This is a genomic window from Vibrio cyclitrophicus (assembly GCA_023206055.1).
Lineage (GTDB): Bacteria > Pseudomonadota > Gammaproteobacteria > Enterobacterales > Vibrionaceae > Vibrio > Vibrio cyclitrophicus_A.
Window position 1 is genome coordinate 2,603,612 of sequence record CP065366.1, and the last position, 20,070, is coordinate 2,623,681.

Consider the following 20,070-nt stretch of genomic DNA (forward strand, 5'->3'; position numbering starts at 1 on the left):
ATGGCTGGCAGAAACGGTATCTTCAGCGGTTTCATTGCTCAGTTCAGCTGCATTTGAGGTGATAGTTGCAGTGGTCATTATCTTTCTCCTAATGCTTCAGATTGATATTGCTGAATAGGACTTAGAAGATAATCAATCACCCGTCTATCACCGGTACGAATTTCTGCGCTAATACTCATACCGGCTTGTAATGGCACGCGTTTGTCTTCAACCAAAATATCACTGTCACTAATCAGAATTTTGGCAGGGAAAACCAAGCCAAATTGTTCGTTCTCAACTGAGTCGCGTGAAACATAAGCCAGTTTTCCGCTGATAGTGCCGTAACGTGTGTATGGGAAAGCATCTATTTTGATTTCGACTTCCTGCCCGCGATAAACAAAACCTACATCTTTGTTTAACACCATCACTTCAGCCTCTAACGCCATGCCATCAGGAACAATAACCATCAGTTGCTGAGCAGGTTGCACCACGCCGCCCAACGTATGCACAGCAAGCTGCTGAACAACGCCATCAACCGGAGCCACTAAGTTATGTTGGCGACGCTTTTCTTTTATTTGTACTAATTGCTGTGTCAGTACAGCCAGATTAGCTTGTGCTTGACTTAACTTATCGAAAGTCTCACGCCTCGTTTTAGCAACAAAGTTTTCTTGTTCATGCAATAAGCGCTGTACTTGAGCTAATAGCACAGAGAGCTCACCTTGTTTTTGTGAATGGGTTCGACGAATTTCTAGGGTTTCACTTTCTAGCCTCAACAAATCCATCAATGGAAATTGATTAGCATCAGCTAATGTTTTACTGGCGTTAAAACGTTTATTCGCGTTCTTTTCTAATTGCTGTAGCTCAACCAGTTCATTTTCTAACGCGATGCGCTCAGCTTCATTAACCTTTAACTGGCTTTTATAGCTAGCTAACTGCGTGCTGATATCACGCCATTCACTCGTTAAGAACGCACGTGCCGTATCAACTTGCTGTATTGAAGCCGTCTCAGGGGGGGCGAATTGACTTAGAGGGTCATCACTTAATAGTGCCTGCAAGCGTGATTTTTCTAGCTGCTGAAACACAATTTGTGCGTGTAACTCTTCTACTTTTGCTTTTATACCAACCGTGTTTAATGCAATTAAAACATCGCCCGCTTTAACACTTTGCCCATTGGCAACATTAATACGGGCTATTTCTCCTGCTTCAGCAGCTTGTACGACTTTTGAGTTGCTGCTAACAATCAATCGTCCTGTCGCTTGAGCGTGAATATCTAACTTACCAACAATAGACCACGCTAATATGGCAACCAGTAATAACGTAATGCCGATAGCTAATCGTTTAGTCCAAGGCGCGGGTGGACGGTCTACTATTTCTAAATATCCCGGCTGAAATTCATATTCTTGTTGACTTAGTTCGATTTTTTTAGGTTCTTGTTTCTGGCTCTTAATTGCCTGACGAGCGGTGTTAATATGCTTGAGCATTACGCTACCTCCTCTGTTAGGTCCTGTTGAAGCTGCCAAAGGCGTGCGTAGGTACCTTGTAAACTGATTAACTGTTGATGAGTGCCCATTTCGGTGATCTTTCCTTGCTCTAAGGTGATAATACGATCACAGCTCTTTACAGTGCTCAGACGGTGAGCAACAATAAACACGGTGCGGTTATTGGCAATTTCTGCCATGTTTTGTTGGATCATGGCCTGAGATTCATCATCTAATGCACTGGTCGCTTCGTCTAAAATAAGTAGTCTTGGATCGCCCATTAAAGCGCGAGCAAAGGCGATGCGTTGGCGCTGGCCACCAGAAAGTGATTCCCCCCCTTCCGATAACACCGTGTCGTAACCTAGAGATAAGCGCAAAATAAAATCATGAGCACCAGCCAACTTAGCCATCTGAATAACGTCATCTAATGACGCATTCGGTGTTTTGAGTGCAATGTTGTCGCGTACGCTACGGTTGTATAAGTAGTTTTCCTGTAACACGACACCAATTTGGCTACGCAGGTAATGAGGATCTAAGGTGTCCATTGATTTACCATCAAGCAATACACGTCCTTGCTGTGGGCTGTATAACTTCATCAACAAGCGAGTAAGTGTTGATTTACCTGAGCCAGAGGGCCCGACAATACCGATGCTTTCTCCTGCATGTATTGTTAGGGTGAGATTGTCTATTACTGGGTTACTACCGTCAGGCTGATAACTAAAGCTAATGTTATCAAAGATGATATTTCCTTTAAGTGATGTGTCCGGAGTGAATTTTCCCTGCTCTTGTTCAACGGGTAGGTTGAGCATGTCTCCTAGTTTGTCTACTGCGACTCGGGTTTGGACAAACTGTTGCCATAACTCAATCAGCTTGGCGATTGGTTGTAATACATGATTCACCATCATGTTAAAGGCAATGAGCTGACCTATTGTCATTTCCAGTGACATCACCAGGTTGGCACCAATCCAAATGACGCCAACAGTGGTGACTTTCTGTAGCAAGGTCACGGTTTGTGAAATTTGGTTATTAATAACCTGGGTTTCAAAGCCGGCTTCCACCATATCTTTGGTTTGTGATTCCCAGCGGCGCTGCATCTTTGGCTCGATAGCTAAACTTTTAAGGGTTTCACTGCTACTTACTGTTTCATTCAAGAAAGCACTATTTACCGCTGAGGTTTGAAATTGATGTTCAATTTTCTCTTGTAAAGGTTTAGTGCTAAAGCAAGCAATTAAGAAATACAAAGGTAGTGTAGCTAATACTAATAGCGTCAGCATAGGTGATAACCAATACATGACCCCAAAAAAGACAAAGGTAAACAATAAATCAACACTTAACGTCAGCATAGAGCCCGTTAGGAAATCACGAATACTGTCTAATTCCTGCACGCGCATGATGATGGCGCCAACTTGACGTTGTTTAAAGTAATTAAGCGGTAAGCCGAGTAAATGACGGAAGAGTTTAATGCCTAAACCAATATCAATTCGGCTTGAGGTGTGAACAAAAATATATTCTCTTAGCCCTTTTAGTATCACCTCAAAGACACCAACAACAACAAGTACGACAACTAAGACATCTAAAGTAGCCAGCGCTTGATGCACCAAAACTTTATCCATAATGACTTGAAAAAACAGTGGTGTTACCAATGCCAACAACTGGAGCATAAGGGAAAAAACAATGACTTGGCTAAACAATTTGCGATGGCGAATAAACTCAGGGATGAACCAGCTAACATCAAATCGTAAAGCTGGACCTAGCAGCACAATGACTTCACCTGACCATTCTTGCTCCAGTTCAGCTAATGTAAGCTGGCTAGGGGCTGAATTATCAGTAAATTGTACGAGTGCATGCTCAGTTGATACTTTCGCTAGCAGGGCAAATTTACCTGACTTCAGTCGGAAGATCAGCGGCAATTGCTGCGCATTTAATTTTTGATAAGCAACCTGCTTTAATTTAGCCGATACTTTTTGAGCTCGGCTAAATTGTGCGAGCTGCTTTTTAAAAGGAGAGGATGTATGCTTGCTATAATCATAATCATCAGCTTGCTCCCCATTAAGTTGCATTAATAATGTTAAGCAACTAAAAGCAGACTCAATATCTCCAACCGCGTATTTATCTAGCTTCAACATACATATTCACCGTTAATAACAATCACCGATTGATTATTACTTTTAAAAAACAACCGGCATGCATGAATAGGCATAAATCGGCCAAGAGTATTAGCTAGAGAAAAACGAATATTCGAGCGGTGAAAAGGTTTAACAGTGGAATTTGTATATACCGTGCTTAGTCTGCTACCACGCCGGCTATTTACTGAGGGTGTATGCACGGCCTTCAACAGTAATACACATTTATACTTTAAGTTCATCACTGACTCCGTTTAATTCAAGTGGAGTGATTATAAAAAAATTATGGTTAATACAATGTTGGTTAATTGTATGGAAATGTAAGCAAAATCGTTACATTATTAATTGAATAAATGGTCAACTAGAGCCAGGGTGACCGCATGAGTGCCTAGTTTTTCACCACCCGAGTAAAACCAGCACTTAATACAGCCTCTAGCATTGATGTATTCATCATGCAGCGCTTTTGCTAACCAACAATGCTTAGCTTGGTTAGCTCTTCTCGGAGCATGTTCAAGCTCATATGACGTAGGCATGATAGGTTCTCTGCACCGTGATCTTTGTATATCTGGCACGCATCTTCATTCTGATCAAAAAACGTTCACGATCTCACCCTGCTCTCCAATGCGTGCTAACCATTAAACCAGTCGAGTGGTTAATGGATATTCAAAAGCTCTTTTCTGCCCACCAGAATATAACTTCAATGTTTACATTTGTTTAATGGGAAATAACGATAGATTCAATAGGTGAAAACGATGGAACGGTTAAGTGTGATTGGGATGAGGTAAAACAGGCTTTGTTGCGTAATTCAATGGAACTAAATCCAGAACCTACGATCTGATCAGCTACCTCCACTCTCTCTCGTAGTCCTATGCCTAAGCCTCGTTACAAAACAACCAACTGGAAGCAATACAACCAATCACTCATTAACCGTGTTTCGACCTTTTGGATTGATGAAGAAGCAATAAGCGGGTGGGCACAAAGCAAACAGAATAAGCGCGGGAGGCCGCGTCGGTTCAGTGATTTAGCTATCACGACAGCACTCATGGTCAAACGAGTTTTTTCTATGCCATTGAGAGCGCTTCAAGGATTTATCGACTCGATATTTAGGCTAGCCCATGTACCGTTAAGTTGTCCGCATTACACCTGCATCAGTCGTAGAGCCAAGCAAGTTGAGGTTTCATTTAAGACTAAAACGAGAGGAGCGATACAGCATCTAGCCATTGATGCTACTGGCCTTAAGGTTTATGGCGAAGGTGAATGGAAAGTCAAAAAACACGGTACGGATAGCAAGCGTAGAGTCTGGCGAAAGCTTCATATTGCCGTCGATACCAACACTCATGAGATCGTTGCCGCCGAGCTAAGTTTATCGACGGTTACAGATGGAGAAGCACTTCCTTACTTACTGAAACAAACACGCCGAAGTATCCTTGAGGTGTCTGGTGATGGCGCTTACGACACGAGAGCGTGTCACGCTGCTATTAAGATTAAGGGAGCTATTGCGCTTATTCCCCCAAGAGAAGGGGCAGCCTTCTGGGAGCGTGGTCACCCTCGAAATCTCGCCGTGGGTTGCCAGAAATTATACGGCTCAAATAAGTATTGGAAAGAGCGGTATGGATACCACAAACGTTCACTCTCAGAAACAGCGATGTATCGAGTTAAACAGTTGCTAGGAGGGAAACTGAGCTTAAGAAATTACAATGCCCAGGTGGGTGAAACTTACGCGATGATAAAAGCGTTGAACAAGCTTACTAGGTTAGGTATGCCTAAAACTTGTCGTATTGACTAAGAAATACGCGAAACGGGTTGGCTCTATATCTAAATTTAATTACGCAACAAAGCCGGGTGGATTTGTTCTACTTGAAGCAAAGTATACTTGTTGGTATTTTTAGATAAATGTGGCTATATTTATAATCTCAATATATAGAACAATAAGGATATCAAAATCCAACTGTACGATTTTTATTGAGGACTAGGTTTTTGTGACTCAAATAAGTGGCTGTGGCTTATCAAAAAGATAGCCTTGTGCTAGATCGATGTTCAGTTGCTCCGCCATATCGAGCTGTACGTGCTCCTCAATCCCTTCAGCTAAAACAGCGCCACCGTAGTCATGAACCGCTTTGACGACCGCTTTTATTTCATCAACTAGAGTAGGATCAAACGTAAGTCTGCTGATGATTTTGATGCAAAGTTTGACTACCTCTGGTTTGACTTCATCGATCAGCGCCAAATCAAAAAATCCGCAGCCAACATCGTCAAGCCAGAACTGATAGCCTTGCTTTCTCAATTGAGCCATTCGCTGTTTTATTGGTTGCCAGTCACGTATCGGTAAGTGTTCAGTGAGCTCAATCTTAATTCTTTCAGCCAGTGCGTAGCGGTTTAGTATCTGAAATACGGTTTTATCTAACAACAGGTTAGGAGCAAGATTAACGGTGTAACATCCTATAGATGTATGGGCGGCAATGTTTTCAAGATGAACTTCGAGGATGACAATTTCCAATTGCCTGCTGAGTTGTTGTGATTGAGCAGCGATAAACAACTGATCGGGTCGATGCCACAAGGAGTCTGAAGGACCACGAACTAAAACCTCATGTCCATAAGTGGTCTGGCGTTTAAGATCTCTAATAGACTGAACATATGAATATAGTGAACGCTCACTTAAGATATCACTCAGTGAAACAGCAGTCCCTGTTTCAAGTGGTGTTTGGCTTTGGTTCATGTCGCAATTTTCCTTGTTTGCTTACACGTTATCGGAGTTAAGCATTTCTTTTCTGGTCCGTTTTATCATTCAGTTGCAGATAAGATAAAGAGTTGAGGATCTGTTCCGCGAGTTCATGGTTGTTGCCCGAGAGGCTTATTGATAGCTTGGTGTCTTCAACTAGGGCTTCCATGTTTTGCTTAACCGTGTTGGAGTCGGACAGTTGAGCCTCAATGGCGTCCATGATGGTTTTAGAAGCTGTTTTACTATCAAGCGACATGTTCATCAAGTTCTTCATGTTATGCATGGTGTTTTTGGTTACTTCTGAGCTGAGAATAATGACGTCCTCAACCTCTTTTTGTTTGTTGAAAATGCTGTCTGATATCTTTGAAATCGACGCCATTTCAGTGTCGATGTTCTCAGCAGACTGATTCGCCGTGTTCGCAAGTTGACGGACTTCGTCTGCGACTACTGCAAAACCGCGGCCGTGCCCCCAGCTCGAGCGGCTTCAATCGCGGCATTAAGCGCCAACAGGTTTGTTTGTGCAGCGATACCTTTAATAGAATCCACCAATTGGGTGACGTTCTTGTTAATCTCATTCAGTGATTCGAGCAGTTCGCTAAACTGGCAGATCTTTTCTTTGGAAACTAATACTTGCTCTTCCAAAGCCTCCAGCTTGTCGATGGTATTAGCCGCAGTTTCTGCCGTTTGACTGGAGTATTGATGGCTCTCACAAGACAGCTTGTTAATACTTTCTGACTGCTCGATAAAGTGATTCACTAACTCATAGCTCTGTTTAATCGACTCAGCACGACTTCGTGACGCTTTATGGACATTGGCCGCATTGACGTAAATTTTCTTCGCATAGTCGGTGGGATCATTCTGTTTGAATAGAGAGTACTTTTCAGAGACTTTCTTCAGTTCTGTAAGATGGCTAGTATGAACTTCGACAATATCCGATGACGGTTTTTTAAACGAAAATATCATTATTAGACGGCCTTCTTTCGGGATTGAAGAGTTGCAGAAACGCTGGCTTGGGTAGACACACAAAAGGGTACGCAGTAAGTCATCAAGATCTTAATGATCAGCGTTATGTCAATGTTGCTGGAGAGCAATTTGTCACCGTGATTAATGAACATAAGAATGGTGCCAACTATGAGAGAAACCTTGAGTGAGCGTTTCAGTATCGTAGGTTCGCCTGCGGTTTTAATAAACTGAGCTAAAGGCATCTGCAACCTCTGTTTAGATGAGTATTGTTTTGGTGAATCATATATATTATTGAACGATTGTTCAAATTAATAGTGGTGTTCAACTGCAACTTACGTAAGGTTAATTGAGTATATTCAATCGCTAAAAGTTCTATGTGCCTTAGCAGTGTTCTTTCGCATTGAGGCTTTGTTGCGTAATTCGATGTAAGTAAATGTCAATGGCGTTGTTGACTAAATCAGTTGAACCTTTCCTCAATAGTGCGATCTGATCCCATGTAGTCAAAACATGGTGATGTTTTGGGTAAATCTAAGAAGAAGATAACGAACTGGAGTGAATATAATGAAGCCTTGTGCAAAAGAGGCTCAGTAACGTTTTGGATTGACGGCTCTGCCGTTGAAGCATGGCAATGCAAAAGCCACCATGGCAAACGTGGTAGAGGCTTTCAATTTCCTGATACTGCTATTGAAACAGCTTTGATGATTAAAGTGTATTAATTCAGACTAGATCTGACACTTCAATTTGAAAAGAAGAGAGTTACCCACTTTGATTAACGGTGCTTAGTCATCAATCAAAGACAATAAGAGGTAACTCTCATGCTTCATACTAGCAATCCAATCATCAAACACAAAGCTGGGCTTCTCAATCTTGCAGAAGAGCTTGGTAATGTATCTCGAGCCTGTAAGGTTATGGGTGTCTCTCGAGACACGTTTTATCGCTATCAAGAGTTGGTTGAAACTGGCGGTATTGATGCTCTGATTAATCAGAGCAGAAGAACACCAAACTTAAAGAATCGAGTCGATAGTGAAACTGAACAAGCCGTCCTAAAATACGCCATCGACTTTCCTGCTCATGGGCAAGTTAGAACAAGCAATGAACTACGTAAACTGGGTGTCTTTATCTCTCAAGTGTCGTGCGCTCAATCTGGCTCCGCAACGACCTAGAAAACTTCAAAAAACGCCTCATTGCCTTAGAAAACAAGTTGCTGAGAACGGTATCATTCTAACGGAAGAGCAAGTCGCAGCTCTCGAGCGCAAGAAGCATGATGATGAAGTTTGTGGTGAGATAGAGACCGCACACCCAGGCTATCTAGGCTCTCAAGACACATTCTATGTTGGCAATCTTAAAGGGGTTGGGCGTATCTATCAGCAGACGTTCGTTGATACCTACAGCAAAATAGCTTTCGCAAAACTCTACACGACAAAAACACCAATCACCGCAGCAGATATGTTGAATGACAAGGTTCTGCCGTTCTTCGAGAATCATGAGCTGCCAATGTTGAGAATCTTGACAGACCGAGGTACTGAATACTGTGGCCGTGTTGATCAACATGACTATCAACTCTATCTGGCCATCAATGATATCGACCACACAAAAACGAAAGCAATGTCACCGCAGACAAATGGTATCTGCGAACGCTTCCACAAGACCATATTGAATGAGTTCTACCAAGTAACATTCAGAAAAAAACTGTATGGCTCGATGGAAGAGTTGCAGACAGATCTGGACGAATGGATGGACTACTACAACAATCATCGTACCCATCAAGGAAAAATGTGCTGCGGCAGAACGCCAATAGAAACATTAGAGGATGGGGAAATCAATCTGGGCTGAAAAGAATTTAGCCCAGATATAATCTGACAGGCACCGAGTCTAAAAGTGGGTAACTGTCAGATCAGGTCTGAATTAGTACAAAACCATAGAACGAGTTAATAACTGACGACTGGTTTCAAGAAAATGGAGTCCTTGCTGGTCAATTGTTTTGGGCTTACTGCATTTAAGATCAATTGGTAATGCGGCATTCGCTACAGCTAACGCATCATTCGCGTCAGTTTTGTGGACCTTCAAGATTGCCTTTAGCTTTCTTTGGGTTAATGATTCGTACATCGTGACTAAACCGTTCAGCGAAACGTCCCCAATAATGGCAGCTAGCACACCCTTCAACAGCCACAATAGAAGGTGTAGTCGTAGAAGACAGCAAACGTATAAAAGTGAAACTAAAAGGCCTGACTCCGATAGAATATCGAACTCAGGCCTTGAAAGCCGCTTAACAAAAATGTCCAACTTTATGGGGTCACTTCAATGTCACTGGCTTAGGCTATTTATCTACATAGCTGCTACCTAAACGAACAGTAATTAAATTATTGCTTTTACCACCGACTTGAATGTATTCGATACCGATAATACGATTGATGATCCCCATAGCAGAGCTTGTATCAGAGTTTGTTGAGCGAATTGTCTCAACCGTTGCTCCTTCTGGCACTAACTCCATTGCACGATCTTGAGTGTTACCAGGTACTTGGAAACCGATAATATTGAAGCTTTCAGCATGCGCTGTGTAAACCTCATCGTTATGGCTAATACCTGAACAGCCTGCTAGAGAGATAACGCCTAAAACACACAATAACTTTTTCATAAAATACCTTAAGAATAATTGGGAATTTAGATAGTAAGCCTATGGCTTCAACTGCTAACAAAGTACGAATTAATAAGTAACGGTTTACTTTGCTACTAATTAGCAGTGCTGTAATGACAAGCCATAAACGACCGTGTCATGATTATCTAGACTCAATAAGTTCATTGGGAGACAGCATCTCCCGACCGATGTTGGACATTATTCCAGAGATGTTTTGTAGTTACTGTATGGGTTTGTCAGCTGAGTCATTACATATCTGAATGGTAATAGTAAATACCGCACCTTTTAAGGTTGGGCTCTGACCAACCTCCACGGTTGCGTTGTGTTGAGCACAGATCTTATCGACGATTGAAAGCCCCAAGCCATGGCCACTCTTAGCTTTATTACGCGCTTTATCGCCCACGTAAAAGGGTTCAAACAGACGAGCCTGGTGTTCTTGTGCTACGCCATCACCATCGTCATGTACCGCAATCTGTAGCTGATCTTGATGCACGCTGGCTTCAATCGACATCTGTGAACGTGCGAACTTCATTGCGTTACGTACTAGGTTATCTAAGGCTCGGATAAGCAGAGTTTCATCCGCTAGTATTGAGCTAGGTTGTTCTGGCAGTGATAAGTCGATGTTGAGCTCTGTGTCTTTGTTCCAGCGTGTCATCGCGTGCTCGAGAACGTCTCTTATCTCTAATGACTGGGGTTGCTTTTCGAGGTCAATGCGATCAAATTTGGCGTAGCACAACAGTTCTTCCACCATCTTTTCCATCTCTTCTGTATCTTCGATAATACTTTCAACGGTGTGTTGTTGCGATTCATTAAGCGGCGTGTCTTTGAGTATTTCAGTTTGCCATTGAATACGAAATATTGGCGTGCGTAATTCATGAGCAACGGCTTTGGTGAGTGAGCGGTTACTTTCAATTAAGTGATGAATTCGGTCGGCCATTAGGTTAAAGGATTTGTTCAGTGAACCAATCGCAATACCACTTGAAGTCTCGGCTCGTGTCGAGAGTTCGCCTTCAGAAAAACGCAAAGTGGCAACCTCAAGCTTTCTAACACGGCGGAAAATAATTAACAGATGACTTACGCCGTAAACGATACAACTAGCCAAAAAGAATACCCAAATGAGGTTATCTTCCAATTCTATTTTTCTCGAACAAATGCTTGATTATCGGGTAGGTAATGATAGGTGTTATCACTGCCTACTAAACGAAACCAAAGATTTCGTTCATCATCGTGAAAGATAAAGCTATTCGGGTGAGTACTAAAAACTCCGAAACTGGCCCCGGTATTTCATCATTTGAACTGAACGTGACGAGTATATTTTGAGAGGCCTCCACAAATTGATCTATCGCTTGATGAGCCGCTTTAAGGCCTTGATTTTTTGCGATGTTTGCTATGAGTTGCTGGTGGGCTGTCGCTTCGTAATCTTGCAGCACATAGTCGTAGTCGGTATTGAGTTGATAGACAGAAACTTCGTAGGCGACAATACCAATAAAAAAGCAAACTAACAGCCCCAATAAAGACTCCAAATAAATACGTCGCATAATCGTTCTCGTTTATTACGCTCGTAGTGAGCGAAGTTAATACCTAGCGGTTAAAAAAAATAAGTAGTCTTTATCGTGCATGATCTGAATTATTTTTGCTCGAGCATGGTCGTCACCGAGCATTTGTCTTAGGCGCACAACCTTGTTATTAATCGTCCGGTCGATCCTGTCATACTCAATGCTAACCAGTATCTTCGTCAAATAGTCAAGTGACTACGGCGTATCTGAATTGCTTGCTAATAAAGTCGATCAAACTCTCGATCTGTGAGTGATAAACTGCACCTGAAAGTTCATATTTATTATATGTTTTTTCAGAACGAGTTAATCAAATTGAAGGTTATTTGAACCACCGTCTGAAGCAGTTTTGGCAGCGTAATAGTGAACGAACTCAGGCCAGCAGAAATCTTGGTTTCATTGGCTTGATGGCAGAGTCATCAGTCCTTTCTTACCCGCAATACGATCAAAGTCGTCATCACCAGTGGTGAGCATCAATACTTTACCTTTATAGAGTGTATGCGTCTGTCGGAACATTGTCAGTCTAGCGGTTACAGGAAGCATTAAATCCAGCAATACGATGTCAAGTTGTTCGATGAGGATGGTCTGCGCAACATTACAGTCATAGGCAGGACACATAATGTTGAACGACAAAGTAATCTTGAAATATTTCTGAAGTTACAGATCGCCTTCCACGGTGACCATTTTAGAGTTTGCCATTCAACCGCTAACCTAATCGAGTGTTAACTTAAATGAAATGTCGTGAATTACCTTCATCTTTAGCTTAATAAATATTGCATATTGAGTTTAATTACTTCGCAAAAAATAGGCTTTGTTGCGTAATTAAATTTAAAGATAGAACTACCCCGTTTCGCGTATTTCTTAATCAATACGACAAGTTTCAGGCATACCTAACCCAGTAAGCTTGTTCAACGCTTTTATCATCGCGTAAGTTTCACCCACCTGGGCATTGTAATTTCTTAAGCTCAATCGTCCTCCTAGCAACTGTTTAACTCGATACATCGCTGTTTCTGACAATGAACGTTTGTGGTATCCATACCGCTCTTTCCAATACTTATTTGAGCCGTATAACTTCTGGCAACCCACGGCGAGATTTCGAGGATGACCACGCTCCCAGAAGGCTGCCCCTTCTCTTGGGGGAACAAGCGCAATGGCTCCCTTAATCTTAATAGCAGTGTGACACGCTCTTGTGTCGTAAGCGCCATCACCAGACACCTCAAGGATACTTCGGCGTGTTTGTTTCAGCAGGTTCGGGAGTACTTCGCCATCTGTAACCGTTGATAAACTTAGCTCGGCGGCAATGATCTCATGAGTGCTTGTATCGACGGCAATATGAAGCTTTCGCCAGACTCTACGCTTGCCATCCGTCCCGTGTTTTTTGACTTTCCATTCACCTTCGCCATAAACCTTAAGGCCAGTTGCATCAATGGCTAGGTGTTGTATCGCTCCTCTCGTTTTAGTCTTAAATGAGACCTCAACTTGCTTGGCTCTACGGCTGATGCAGGTGTAATGCGGACAACTTAGCGGCACATGGGCTAACCTAAATATCGAGTCGATAAATCCTTGAAGCGCTCTCAGTGGCATAGAAAAAACTCGTTTCACCATGAGTGCTGTCGTAATAGCTAAATCACTGAACCGACGTGGTCTCCCACGCTTATTCTGTTTGCTTTGCGCCCAGCCGCTTATCGCCTCTTCATCAATCCAAAAGGTCAGAGAGCCACGGTTAATGAGTGATTGATTGTATTGCTTCCAGTTGGTTGTTTTATAACGAGGTTTAGGCATAGGGCTACGAGAGGGAGTGAATGTAGCTGATCAGATCGTAGGTTCTGGATTTAGTTCCACTGAATTACGCAACAAAGCCCATGAAATGTCACGTAGTTTGGGTAATTAAGTACCGTCGGAAAATCCTGAGTCCTGGTATGTGCAGCTACCTACGGAAAGTTATACCAAAGTTACTGCGAAGTTTACCGTAAGCGCACCATGAAGCCCGCATTCTAATCTTTCAGCACGAAGAATAAGATCAACTCTCCAACCCAAAGGAGAGTTGAAATGGCAAAACGACGCACCAATCTAGAATGGCAAACACTGTTTGAACAATATGAAAGCAGCAATATTACACAGCGTGCTTTTTGCGAACAACATAGACTGAGTTTATCCACGCTCTTCGCCAAGCGGCGTCAACTCCAAACAGCAAACCAATCGGAATCTGTCGGATTTGTTAGAGCCGAAATCGTCGAAAAGACAACGAAGTATCAGGCGCAGATAGCTACGGCTAACATGACACTGCTCGTCAATGATGTGGAGTTGAGCATTCCTCAAGGCACGCCAGCGACCTATCTTGCTGAACTCATTGGAGCGTTGTCATGAAAGGTATGCTTAGCGCTCCAGACATTTATCTTTATCGTGAAAGTGTCGATTTTAGAAAGTCCATCAACGGCCTGGCGGCGATTATCGGAAATGATACGGACTTGCCTCTTGGTAACGGGGGCGCTGTTCCTGTTTACCAACAAACTGCTCGATAAGATTAAGGTGCTGGAATATGTTCGCCCTAAGTACGCTTGCCGCCAGTGCGAAAAAGCAGGCGACAGTAGCCGTATCGTTCAGAAGCCATCCCCTCAGAGCCTCATACCTAAAAGCTTCGCCACAGAAAGCTTGCTGGCCAACATCATTCTTGGCAAATACCAATACGCAATGCCACTTTACCGCCAAGAATCGCTGTTTACCCAGTCAGATATCGAGTTATCACGTACCACGATGGCAAGGTGGGTCATCCAAGTCAGCGAGAAGTTCGCTCCGCTGTATGCGGCCTTGAAAGAGCACCTACTCCAACAAGTGGTGGTGCAGGTGGATGAAACGCCACCAATGTGCTCAAGGAAGAGAAGATGCGTTATATGTGGCTCTACTGCTCAGGCGCTGACTCGCCCGAAGCGGCATTACCGAATGTGAAAAATATCGTCTTGTACGACTATCAAAACAGTCGCGCGAGGGCGTGCCCTGTTGCCTTTTAGGCGACTACAACGGTTATCTACAAACCGATAGCTACGCGGCTTATGATGGTCTACATCAGGTCACTAATGTGGGGTGCTTAGCGCATGCTCGTCGTAAGTTCATGGATGCTAAGAAGCTTCAAGGGAAAGGTAAGTCGGGAAAGGTTGATAAGGCGCTGGCTAAAATCCAAAAACTCTACGGAATAGAATCACGCTTAAAAGGTGCGCCTGTCGAAAAGCGGAAAGCAGAGCGTCAAGCGTATTCCAAGCCGGTACTGGATGAACTTTACCAATGGATGACAACCCAGAAGGTGATAGGCTCAAGCCCATTAGGTAAAGCGATAAAATACACGCTCGGCCAATGGCCGAAGCTCATCCGCTACGTCGATGACGGTCACTTATCGATAGAAAATAACCGCGCTGAACGTGCAATTAAACCTCTGGTCATTGGCAGGAAGAACTGGTTGTTCTCGAACACAACAAATGGTGCTGATGCGAGTGCGATGATTTACAGTATCGTCGAGACAGAGGAAGCCAACGGCCTAATCCTCTACGGCTACATGGTCAAGTGCATGAAGGACCAGGCGAAAGCTGAGCCTGATATCAACGCACTCTTACCTTGGAACTTCAAACATTAACAGCATCGCCCCGTGGGTTCATAGGGTGTTTACATCCAAGTTTGCATGGACGAGAAGTGTGGACGATGTTGAAACAAGAGCAGATAGATATAGTCTGTCACTTTCGATGTATTGCTGAGAACGAACTGAACAGCAATACATCGCCAAGCCTTAATGACTAGAGTTTAGGGAATCTCTATAATTCAAATATAAAGCCTCTAGAAGTCGTACGAAGCACCTATCATAACGGTACTAAACGCTGTGTCTCTGCTTTTAAGTCTTTTACCGTTATTATCAGTGAATTCGATATTTACGGCATCTGCCTGTGAAATCAGACGTAACGTAAGCCTGTCAATTGGAGTATATTCAACGCCAATTCCGAAATGGAAACCGGCACCAGAATCGTCATCAATTTTGTAATTACTACCCTTACCAGAATTCAGGTCAACATAGCTAAGTCCAGCAACAAAGAAAGGTCGTATTGAATTATCAAATGTGTAACCGACATTAGCCGAAACAGACAATGCTGTTGGAGAGAACACTTTGTCACCAACTTTCGAATCGTAGTCACCAGGCTTTGTTGCGTAATTCAATGGAACTAAATCCAGAACCTACGATCTGATCAGCTACCTCCACTCTCTCTCGTAGTCCTATGCCTAAGCCTCGTTACAAAACAACCAACTGGAAGCAATACAACCAATCACTCATTAACCGTGGTTCTCTGACCTTTTGGATTGATGAAGAAGCAATAAGCGGGTGGGCACAAAGCAAACAGAATAAGCGCGGGAGGCCGCGTCGGTTCAGTGATTTAGCTATCACGACAGCACTCATGGTCAAACGAGTTTTTTCTATGCCATTGAGAGCGCTTCAAGGATTTATCGACTCGATATTTAGGCTAGCCCATGTACCGTTAAGTTGTCCGCATTACACCTGCATCAGTCGTAGAGCCAAGCAAGTTGAGGTTTCATTTAAGACTAAAACGAGAGGAGCGATACAGCATCTAGCCATTGATGCTACTGGCCTTAAGGTTTATGGCGAAGGTGAATGGAAAGTCAAAAAACACGGTACGGATGGCAAGCGTAGAGTCTGGCGAAAGCTTCATATTGCCGTCGATACCAACACTCATGAGATCGTTGCCGCCGAGCTAAGTTTATCGACGGTTACAGATGGAGAGGTACTCCCGAACTTACTGAAACAAACACGCCGAAGTATCCTTGAGGTGTCTGGTGATGGCGCTTACGACACGAGAGCGTGTCACGCTGCTATTAAGATTAAGGGAGCTATTGCGCTTATTCCTCCAAGAGAAGGGGCAGCCTTCTGGGAGCGTGGTCACCCTCGAAATCTCGCCGTGGGTTGCCAGAAATTATACGGCTCAAATAAGTATTGGAAAGAGCGGTATGGATACCACAAACGTTCACTCTCAGAAACAGCGATGTATCGAGTTAAACAGTTGCTAGGAGGGAAACTGAGCTTAAGAAATTACAATGCCCAGGTGGGTGAAACTTACGCGATGATAAAAGCGTTGAACAAGCTTACTAGGTTAGGTATGCCTAAAACTTGTCGTATTGACTAAGAAACACGCGAAACGGGTTGGCTCTATATCTAAATTTAATTACGCAACAAAGCCATTCGCTGATTCTGAAGGTTCCCATTTTGATACTGATGAAGACATCTTTGCATCCTCACTCAAAGATTCCGTCATAAATGGTGATGAAATAACAATGTCCCAGAAAGAGCTTTTTATGTGGGATATTTATATGCTTATAGATTGGCACATTAATAGATTATGGATTGAACTAGAATTCCGCCAACATTTTAAACGTCACGAACTACAGCCAAAACTAATCCATGACATGAAAACGGAAATTGACCGTATAAACAATCACTATGAACCTTTACTGAAAAGTAGTCTTTTATCATTTTCAATGATTGGCCATAGAACTTGTTCGACGTGTAGCTCTATAATGACAAAACATGATGAATTCACCATGATCTGTACGTCGTGCGGAAATAAAGTAGAGTTATAAATACGCTTATAACAAGAAATTCCAGCAGACACCTACGGCGCAGCTGAATTTGGCGTTAACTCCGACTCAGCAATACATTAACTAATCCAGCATATCTTTTCCCAAACAGTCTTCGTAACACGCTTGTGTCCAAAAGTTTCTTACGCTGAGTTGCGGTTGCGTGAGAGGCATATATGAAGCAAAGGAGGATTGCTTGTTTGTATCGTAGAACGCTGGATAGCATGCAACAAAATGTCGAGAATTGCTTTGTTCGACTTGATGGTATAGATGAGAGTTTCGGGGTGACTTTCTCAGGCTTTGGTTAGTGAAAAGCCCTTTTGTTAAGAAAACCACTAATCCAATCCATTGGTGTTGCTGATCTCTCTCATGATTCATAAAATCAAAAATTAACTCTTACACACCAATAAGCGCCTGTTTGACCAAGTTCCAACTATAGATAATTTAGTGTAAACGCGGCCTGTGAGGGAGAGTGATTTTTAGTCTAAAGTGAACAAATATAGGATATTTTAGAAGCGTTTCTTGACGGACTCACGAATAACAAACTATAGTCAATTTAGTAAGTCAATCATTAGCAAATCTAGTCTGCGTTATGATTAAGTTATTGATATCAGGTTATTTAACGAATGAATATCGGAGTTTCTAGGGTTCAAATCCCTATCCCTCCACCACATTAAAGAAAGCCGCTGAGAAATCAGCGGCTTTTTTGTATCTAGCGTTTACGTAAAGGACTTACGTAATTCCGACTATGCCACCTTTCGGCTCACTTCAAAGCGTCCTATCAATTGGTCTAAACGGCTCAGTGCATTGCCCATCAAAGAAACTCGACGTGCGAGTTGCTTGGTAGACAGTTGCAAGTCAGATATTGAACGTTGGGCTTTATCTGCCGTTTGTCCATTTTTCTGACTGTTTTCATCTAGATTAGACATTGTCGTGAAGAGATCACTCACCGCCGCTTGAATTTGTTCACTGCGAGCGTTTGAGTCTACTGTTAAGTTTCCTTTACTCACATTCTCAACGCCTCGCTCCATAGACTCAACAGCACTACGAGACTTACTATGCAGCTCTTTCATTAGGTCACTAATATGATTAGCGGCTTGTGAGGTGCGGTCAGCCAGAGTTCTGACTTCAGAAGCGACGACAGAGAATCCTCTCCCGTGTTCACCTGCTCTTGCCGACTCGATGGCCGCATTCAAGGCTAAAAGATTAGTCTGCGCGGTAATGTCAGTAATGATGTCTATAATGTCAGACACTTTGGACATTTCATTATTCACCTCATTCACACTGTTCGCCGAGCTTTCTACGATATTCCGAACAATCTCCATACCTTCAACCGATTGATTGTATTCTTTCTCCGCATTAAGAACGGCTTGCTTCATAACCGTATCCATTTGCGTTGCCGAGACACTCGCATGAGTAATTTCACTCTGTTGATACTGACTCAATTGCAGCATATTACTTAACGCCTGTGATGCCTCGTCGCTAGTTTGGTTCATTACCACACTGCGACGAAACATCGATTCCGAGACTTCTCTGACTTCGTGGCTCGCATGAATCAAGTCACTCACCGTACTGTCTAAATTATCTATGAAGCTGTTAGTCCACCGCCCCAAATTACCAAGTTCATTATGACTGAATGTGGTTGGGTTGAGTCTGCGACTTAAGTTGCCATCGCCTTCGGCTAAGGTTTGCATAACCCCTGTCATCTCATGAACTTTATTCGCTAACGGTTTGGCGCTGATCCATCTGAATAGGCCTAAGCTCACTATTGCGCAAGCGAACATAAGGCCACTTTGTAAGTAAGGCGGAAGTGAATAAAGGTTGGAGAGCAATAACGGAATAAAGATGGGTAACGACATACATCCGATAAAATGCTTAGATAGGGTATAACTCAAGCTTCGGTCTCTATAGACTTCTTCCAAATCAGATTCACACATCATCCCAAAGGTGTCTGGAGATCCGTCTAGCTGAAAGATAAGCCCTTTTCCAATAACCGGTATATGACGGTAGTCTGAATAACCGGGGTATCCAACAAACAGGTTACTGCCATTTTTAATGGTTTCCCTAACCCCTGGATGAAGTTGATTAGTGGCCGGATCGGTAAAGCGAATTTCGAACTCAGTGTGTTGTTTAATCTTGACCGTTCCCCAGTCAGTACTGATTCCTTGCTTTAAATTCTCACCATGAGAAAAAGTGTTATCTTCAAAACGAGAGCGAGATAGAGCAACACCTGGCTGAATATGTGGATCATGAATCGAGTCCACCATAAAGATATAGTTATCACCCGACTCACTGTAAATATGCCCAGCTTCTCGTTGAATGATATCGCTAATCACATCATTGGGCACTCTGCCACACAAGAACTGCTGTGTGTTATCGTCTCGAGAGAACGGCACATAAAACATCAATGTGACTTGGTCATGAAACGAAGAGCTCGATGCTCCTACATTCAAAGTGCGCGAGTCCATATACGGACCGTGTAGATAGCGCTGCTTTGCATTTGATATTGCTTTTCTATCTCCGATAGTAACACCCACATGCTCTTGAAAACTCGAAGCTTGTGCGATGCCTTTGCCATCAATGATCGCTAACTCAGAAAAATCCGAACTGCGTTTGAGCAGGCTCGCTAACGTATCCTCAGCTTGCTCTTCATTTCGACTCGCTAAATAAACAGCAGAGTCCTCTAGGAAATCCCATTGATTCTTGACCCAATTGTGAAGCAGTTTAACGCGAGTGTGAGCGATGCTTTCAAATGCTTGCTCAAGCTCTCTTGTTCTACTTCGATTTAGAAAACAGGCTCTTCGCATTGCCAGTTTACCTGTCACACCAAACCAATTAAGCCAACTGCGTTCCTTGTCCGTCAGGTTCATTTACATCCCTTGTATTTTTTATAGACACAGAGAATAAGCAATTTATAGACCATAAATAGTCGCAAAAATAAGTAACTATCTAATAAGAAAGTACTTTATTTAAGCCATATTGGTGCAATCCC

Annotated in this window: 10 protein-coding genes and 8 pseudogenes; 6 read left to right on the plus strand and 12 right to left on the minus strand. The window is 42.9% G+C overall.

All coding sequences use genetic code 11. The features are described from left to right. Positions 1-77 precede the first annotated feature (77 nt). From ITG09_11370 to ITG09_11380, 3 genes and pseudogenes are all read right to left on the minus strand, one after another. Positions 78-1,460, minus strand: coding sequence for an HlyD family type I secretion periplasmic adaptor subunit (locus ITG09_11370; protein UPR51304.1), 1,383 nt, complete (start codon positions 1,458-1,460; stop codon positions 78-80). Then, positions 1,460-3,583, minus strand: coding sequence for a type I secretion system permease/ATPase (locus ITG09_11375; GenBank protein UPR51305.1), 2,124 nt, complete (start codon positions 3,581-3,583; stop codon positions 1,460-1,462). Before ITG09_11375 ends, ITG09_11370 begins: the two co-directional genes overlap by 1 nt. A 385-nt stretch (positions 3,584-3,968) precedes the next feature. After that, a pseudogene (locus ITG09_11380) lies at positions 3,969-4,163 on the minus strand (ISAs1 family transposase). A 285-nt stretch (positions 4,164-4,448) separates the two neighbouring features. On the opposite strand from ITG09_11380, the gene ITG09_11385 reads away from it, so the two are divergent. Beyond that, on the plus strand, positions 4,449-5,366 hold the full coding sequence (locus ITG09_11385) for an IS5 family transposase (GenBank protein ID UPR51306.1): 918 nt from the start codon (positions 4,449-4,451) through the stop codon (positions 5,364-5,366). A gap of 198 nt (positions 5,367-5,564) precedes the next feature. On the opposite strand, the gene ITG09_11390 is transcribed toward ITG09_11385, so the two are convergent. The 3 genes and pseudogenes from ITG09_11390 to nrtS form a co-directional block, all read right to left on the minus strand. Next, a complete protein-coding gene (locus ITG09_11390; GenBank protein UPR51307.1) occupies positions 5,565-6,296 on the minus strand; it encodes an EAL domain-containing protein in 732 nt (243 codons plus the stop codon). A gap of 37 nt (positions 6,297-6,333) precedes the next feature. After that, positions 6,334-7,262: pseudogene (locus tag ITG09_11395) on the minus strand (chemotaxis protein). Positions 7,263-7,264: 2 nt separating this feature from the next. After that, positions 7,265-7,504, minus strand: a complete 240-nt coding sequence (nrtS, locus tag ITG09_11400) for a nitrate/nitrite transporter NrtS (GenBank protein ID UPR51308.1) — start codon at positions 7,502-7,504, stop codon at positions 7,265-7,267. A 276-nt stretch (positions 7,505-7,780) separates the two neighbouring features. On the opposite strand from nrtS, the pseudogene ITG09_11405 reads away from it, so the two are divergent. Together ITG09_11405 and ITG09_11410 are read left to right on the plus strand one after the other, a co-directional pair. Further along, positions 7,781-7,969, plus strand: a pseudogene (locus tag ITG09_11405) (transposase). A 108-nt stretch (positions 7,970-8,077) separates the two neighbouring features. After that, positions 8,078-9,095 (plus strand): annotated as a pseudogene (locus ITG09_11410) (IS481 family transposase). A 484-nt stretch (positions 9,096-9,579) separates the two neighbouring features. Here the strand turns inward: ITG09_11410 and ITG09_11415 are convergent. The 4 genes and pseudogenes from ITG09_11415 to ITG09_11430 all read right to left on the minus strand — a co-directional run bounded on the left by ITG09_11415 (position 9,580) and on the right by ITG09_11430 (position 13,232). Continuing rightward, positions 9,580-9,897 (minus strand): hypothetical protein, encoded by a 318-nt coding sequence (locus ITG09_11415; GenBank protein UPR51309.1) that lies wholly within the window; start codon positions 9,895-9,897, stop codon positions 9,580-9,582. Between the two features lie 220 nt (positions 9,898-10,117). Further along, positions 10,118-11,435 (minus strand): annotated as a pseudogene (locus tag ITG09_11420) (HAMP domain-containing protein). Positions 11,436-11,471: 36 nt separating this feature from the next. Beyond that, positions 11,472-12,149: pseudogene (locus tag ITG09_11425) on the minus strand (response regulator transcription factor). Positions 12,150-12,311: 162 nt separating this feature from the next. Next, positions 12,312-13,232: an IS5 family transposase gene (locus ITG09_11430; GenBank protein ID UPR51310.1), complete on the minus strand. Its 921-nt coding sequence runs from the start codon at positions 13,230-13,232 to the stop codon at positions 12,312-12,314. 267 nt (positions 13,233-13,499) lie between these two features. Between ITG09_11430 and ITG09_11435 the strand changes: the two genes are divergently transcribed. Together ITG09_11435 and ITG09_11440 are read left to right on the plus strand one after the other, a co-directional pair. Further along, positions 13,500-13,817 carry an IS66 family insertion sequence element accessory protein TnpB gene (locus ITG09_11435; GenBank protein ID UPR51311.1) on the plus strand — a complete coding sequence of 106 codons (318 nt, stop codon included), beginning with the start codon at positions 13,500-13,502 and terminating at the stop codon, positions 13,815-13,817. A 156-nt stretch (positions 13,818-13,973) separates the two neighbouring features. Continuing rightward, positions 13,974-15,075: pseudogene (locus ITG09_11440) on the plus strand (IS66 family transposase). 197 nt (positions 15,076-15,272) lie between these two features. On the opposite strand, the pseudogene ITG09_11445 reads toward ITG09_11440, so the two are convergent. Further along, a pseudogene (locus tag ITG09_11445) lies at positions 15,273-15,623 on the minus strand (outer membrane beta-barrel protein). An 83-nt stretch (positions 15,624-15,706) separates the two neighbouring features. On the opposite strand from ITG09_11445, the gene ITG09_11450 reads away from it, so the two are divergent. After that, positions 15,707-16,627, plus strand: a complete 921-nt coding sequence (locus ITG09_11450; protein UPR51312.1) for an IS5 family transposase — start codon at positions 15,707-15,709, stop codon at positions 16,625-16,627. Positions 16,628-17,824: 1,197 nt separating this feature from the next. Here the strand turns inward: ITG09_11450 and ITG09_11455 are convergent. Then, positions 17,825-19,948 (minus strand): methyl-accepting chemotaxis protein, encoded by a 2,124-nt coding sequence (locus tag ITG09_11455; protein ID UPR51313.1) that lies wholly within the window; start codon positions 19,946-19,948, stop codon positions 17,825-17,827. Between the last annotated feature and the right edge of the window lie 122 nt (positions 19,949-20,070).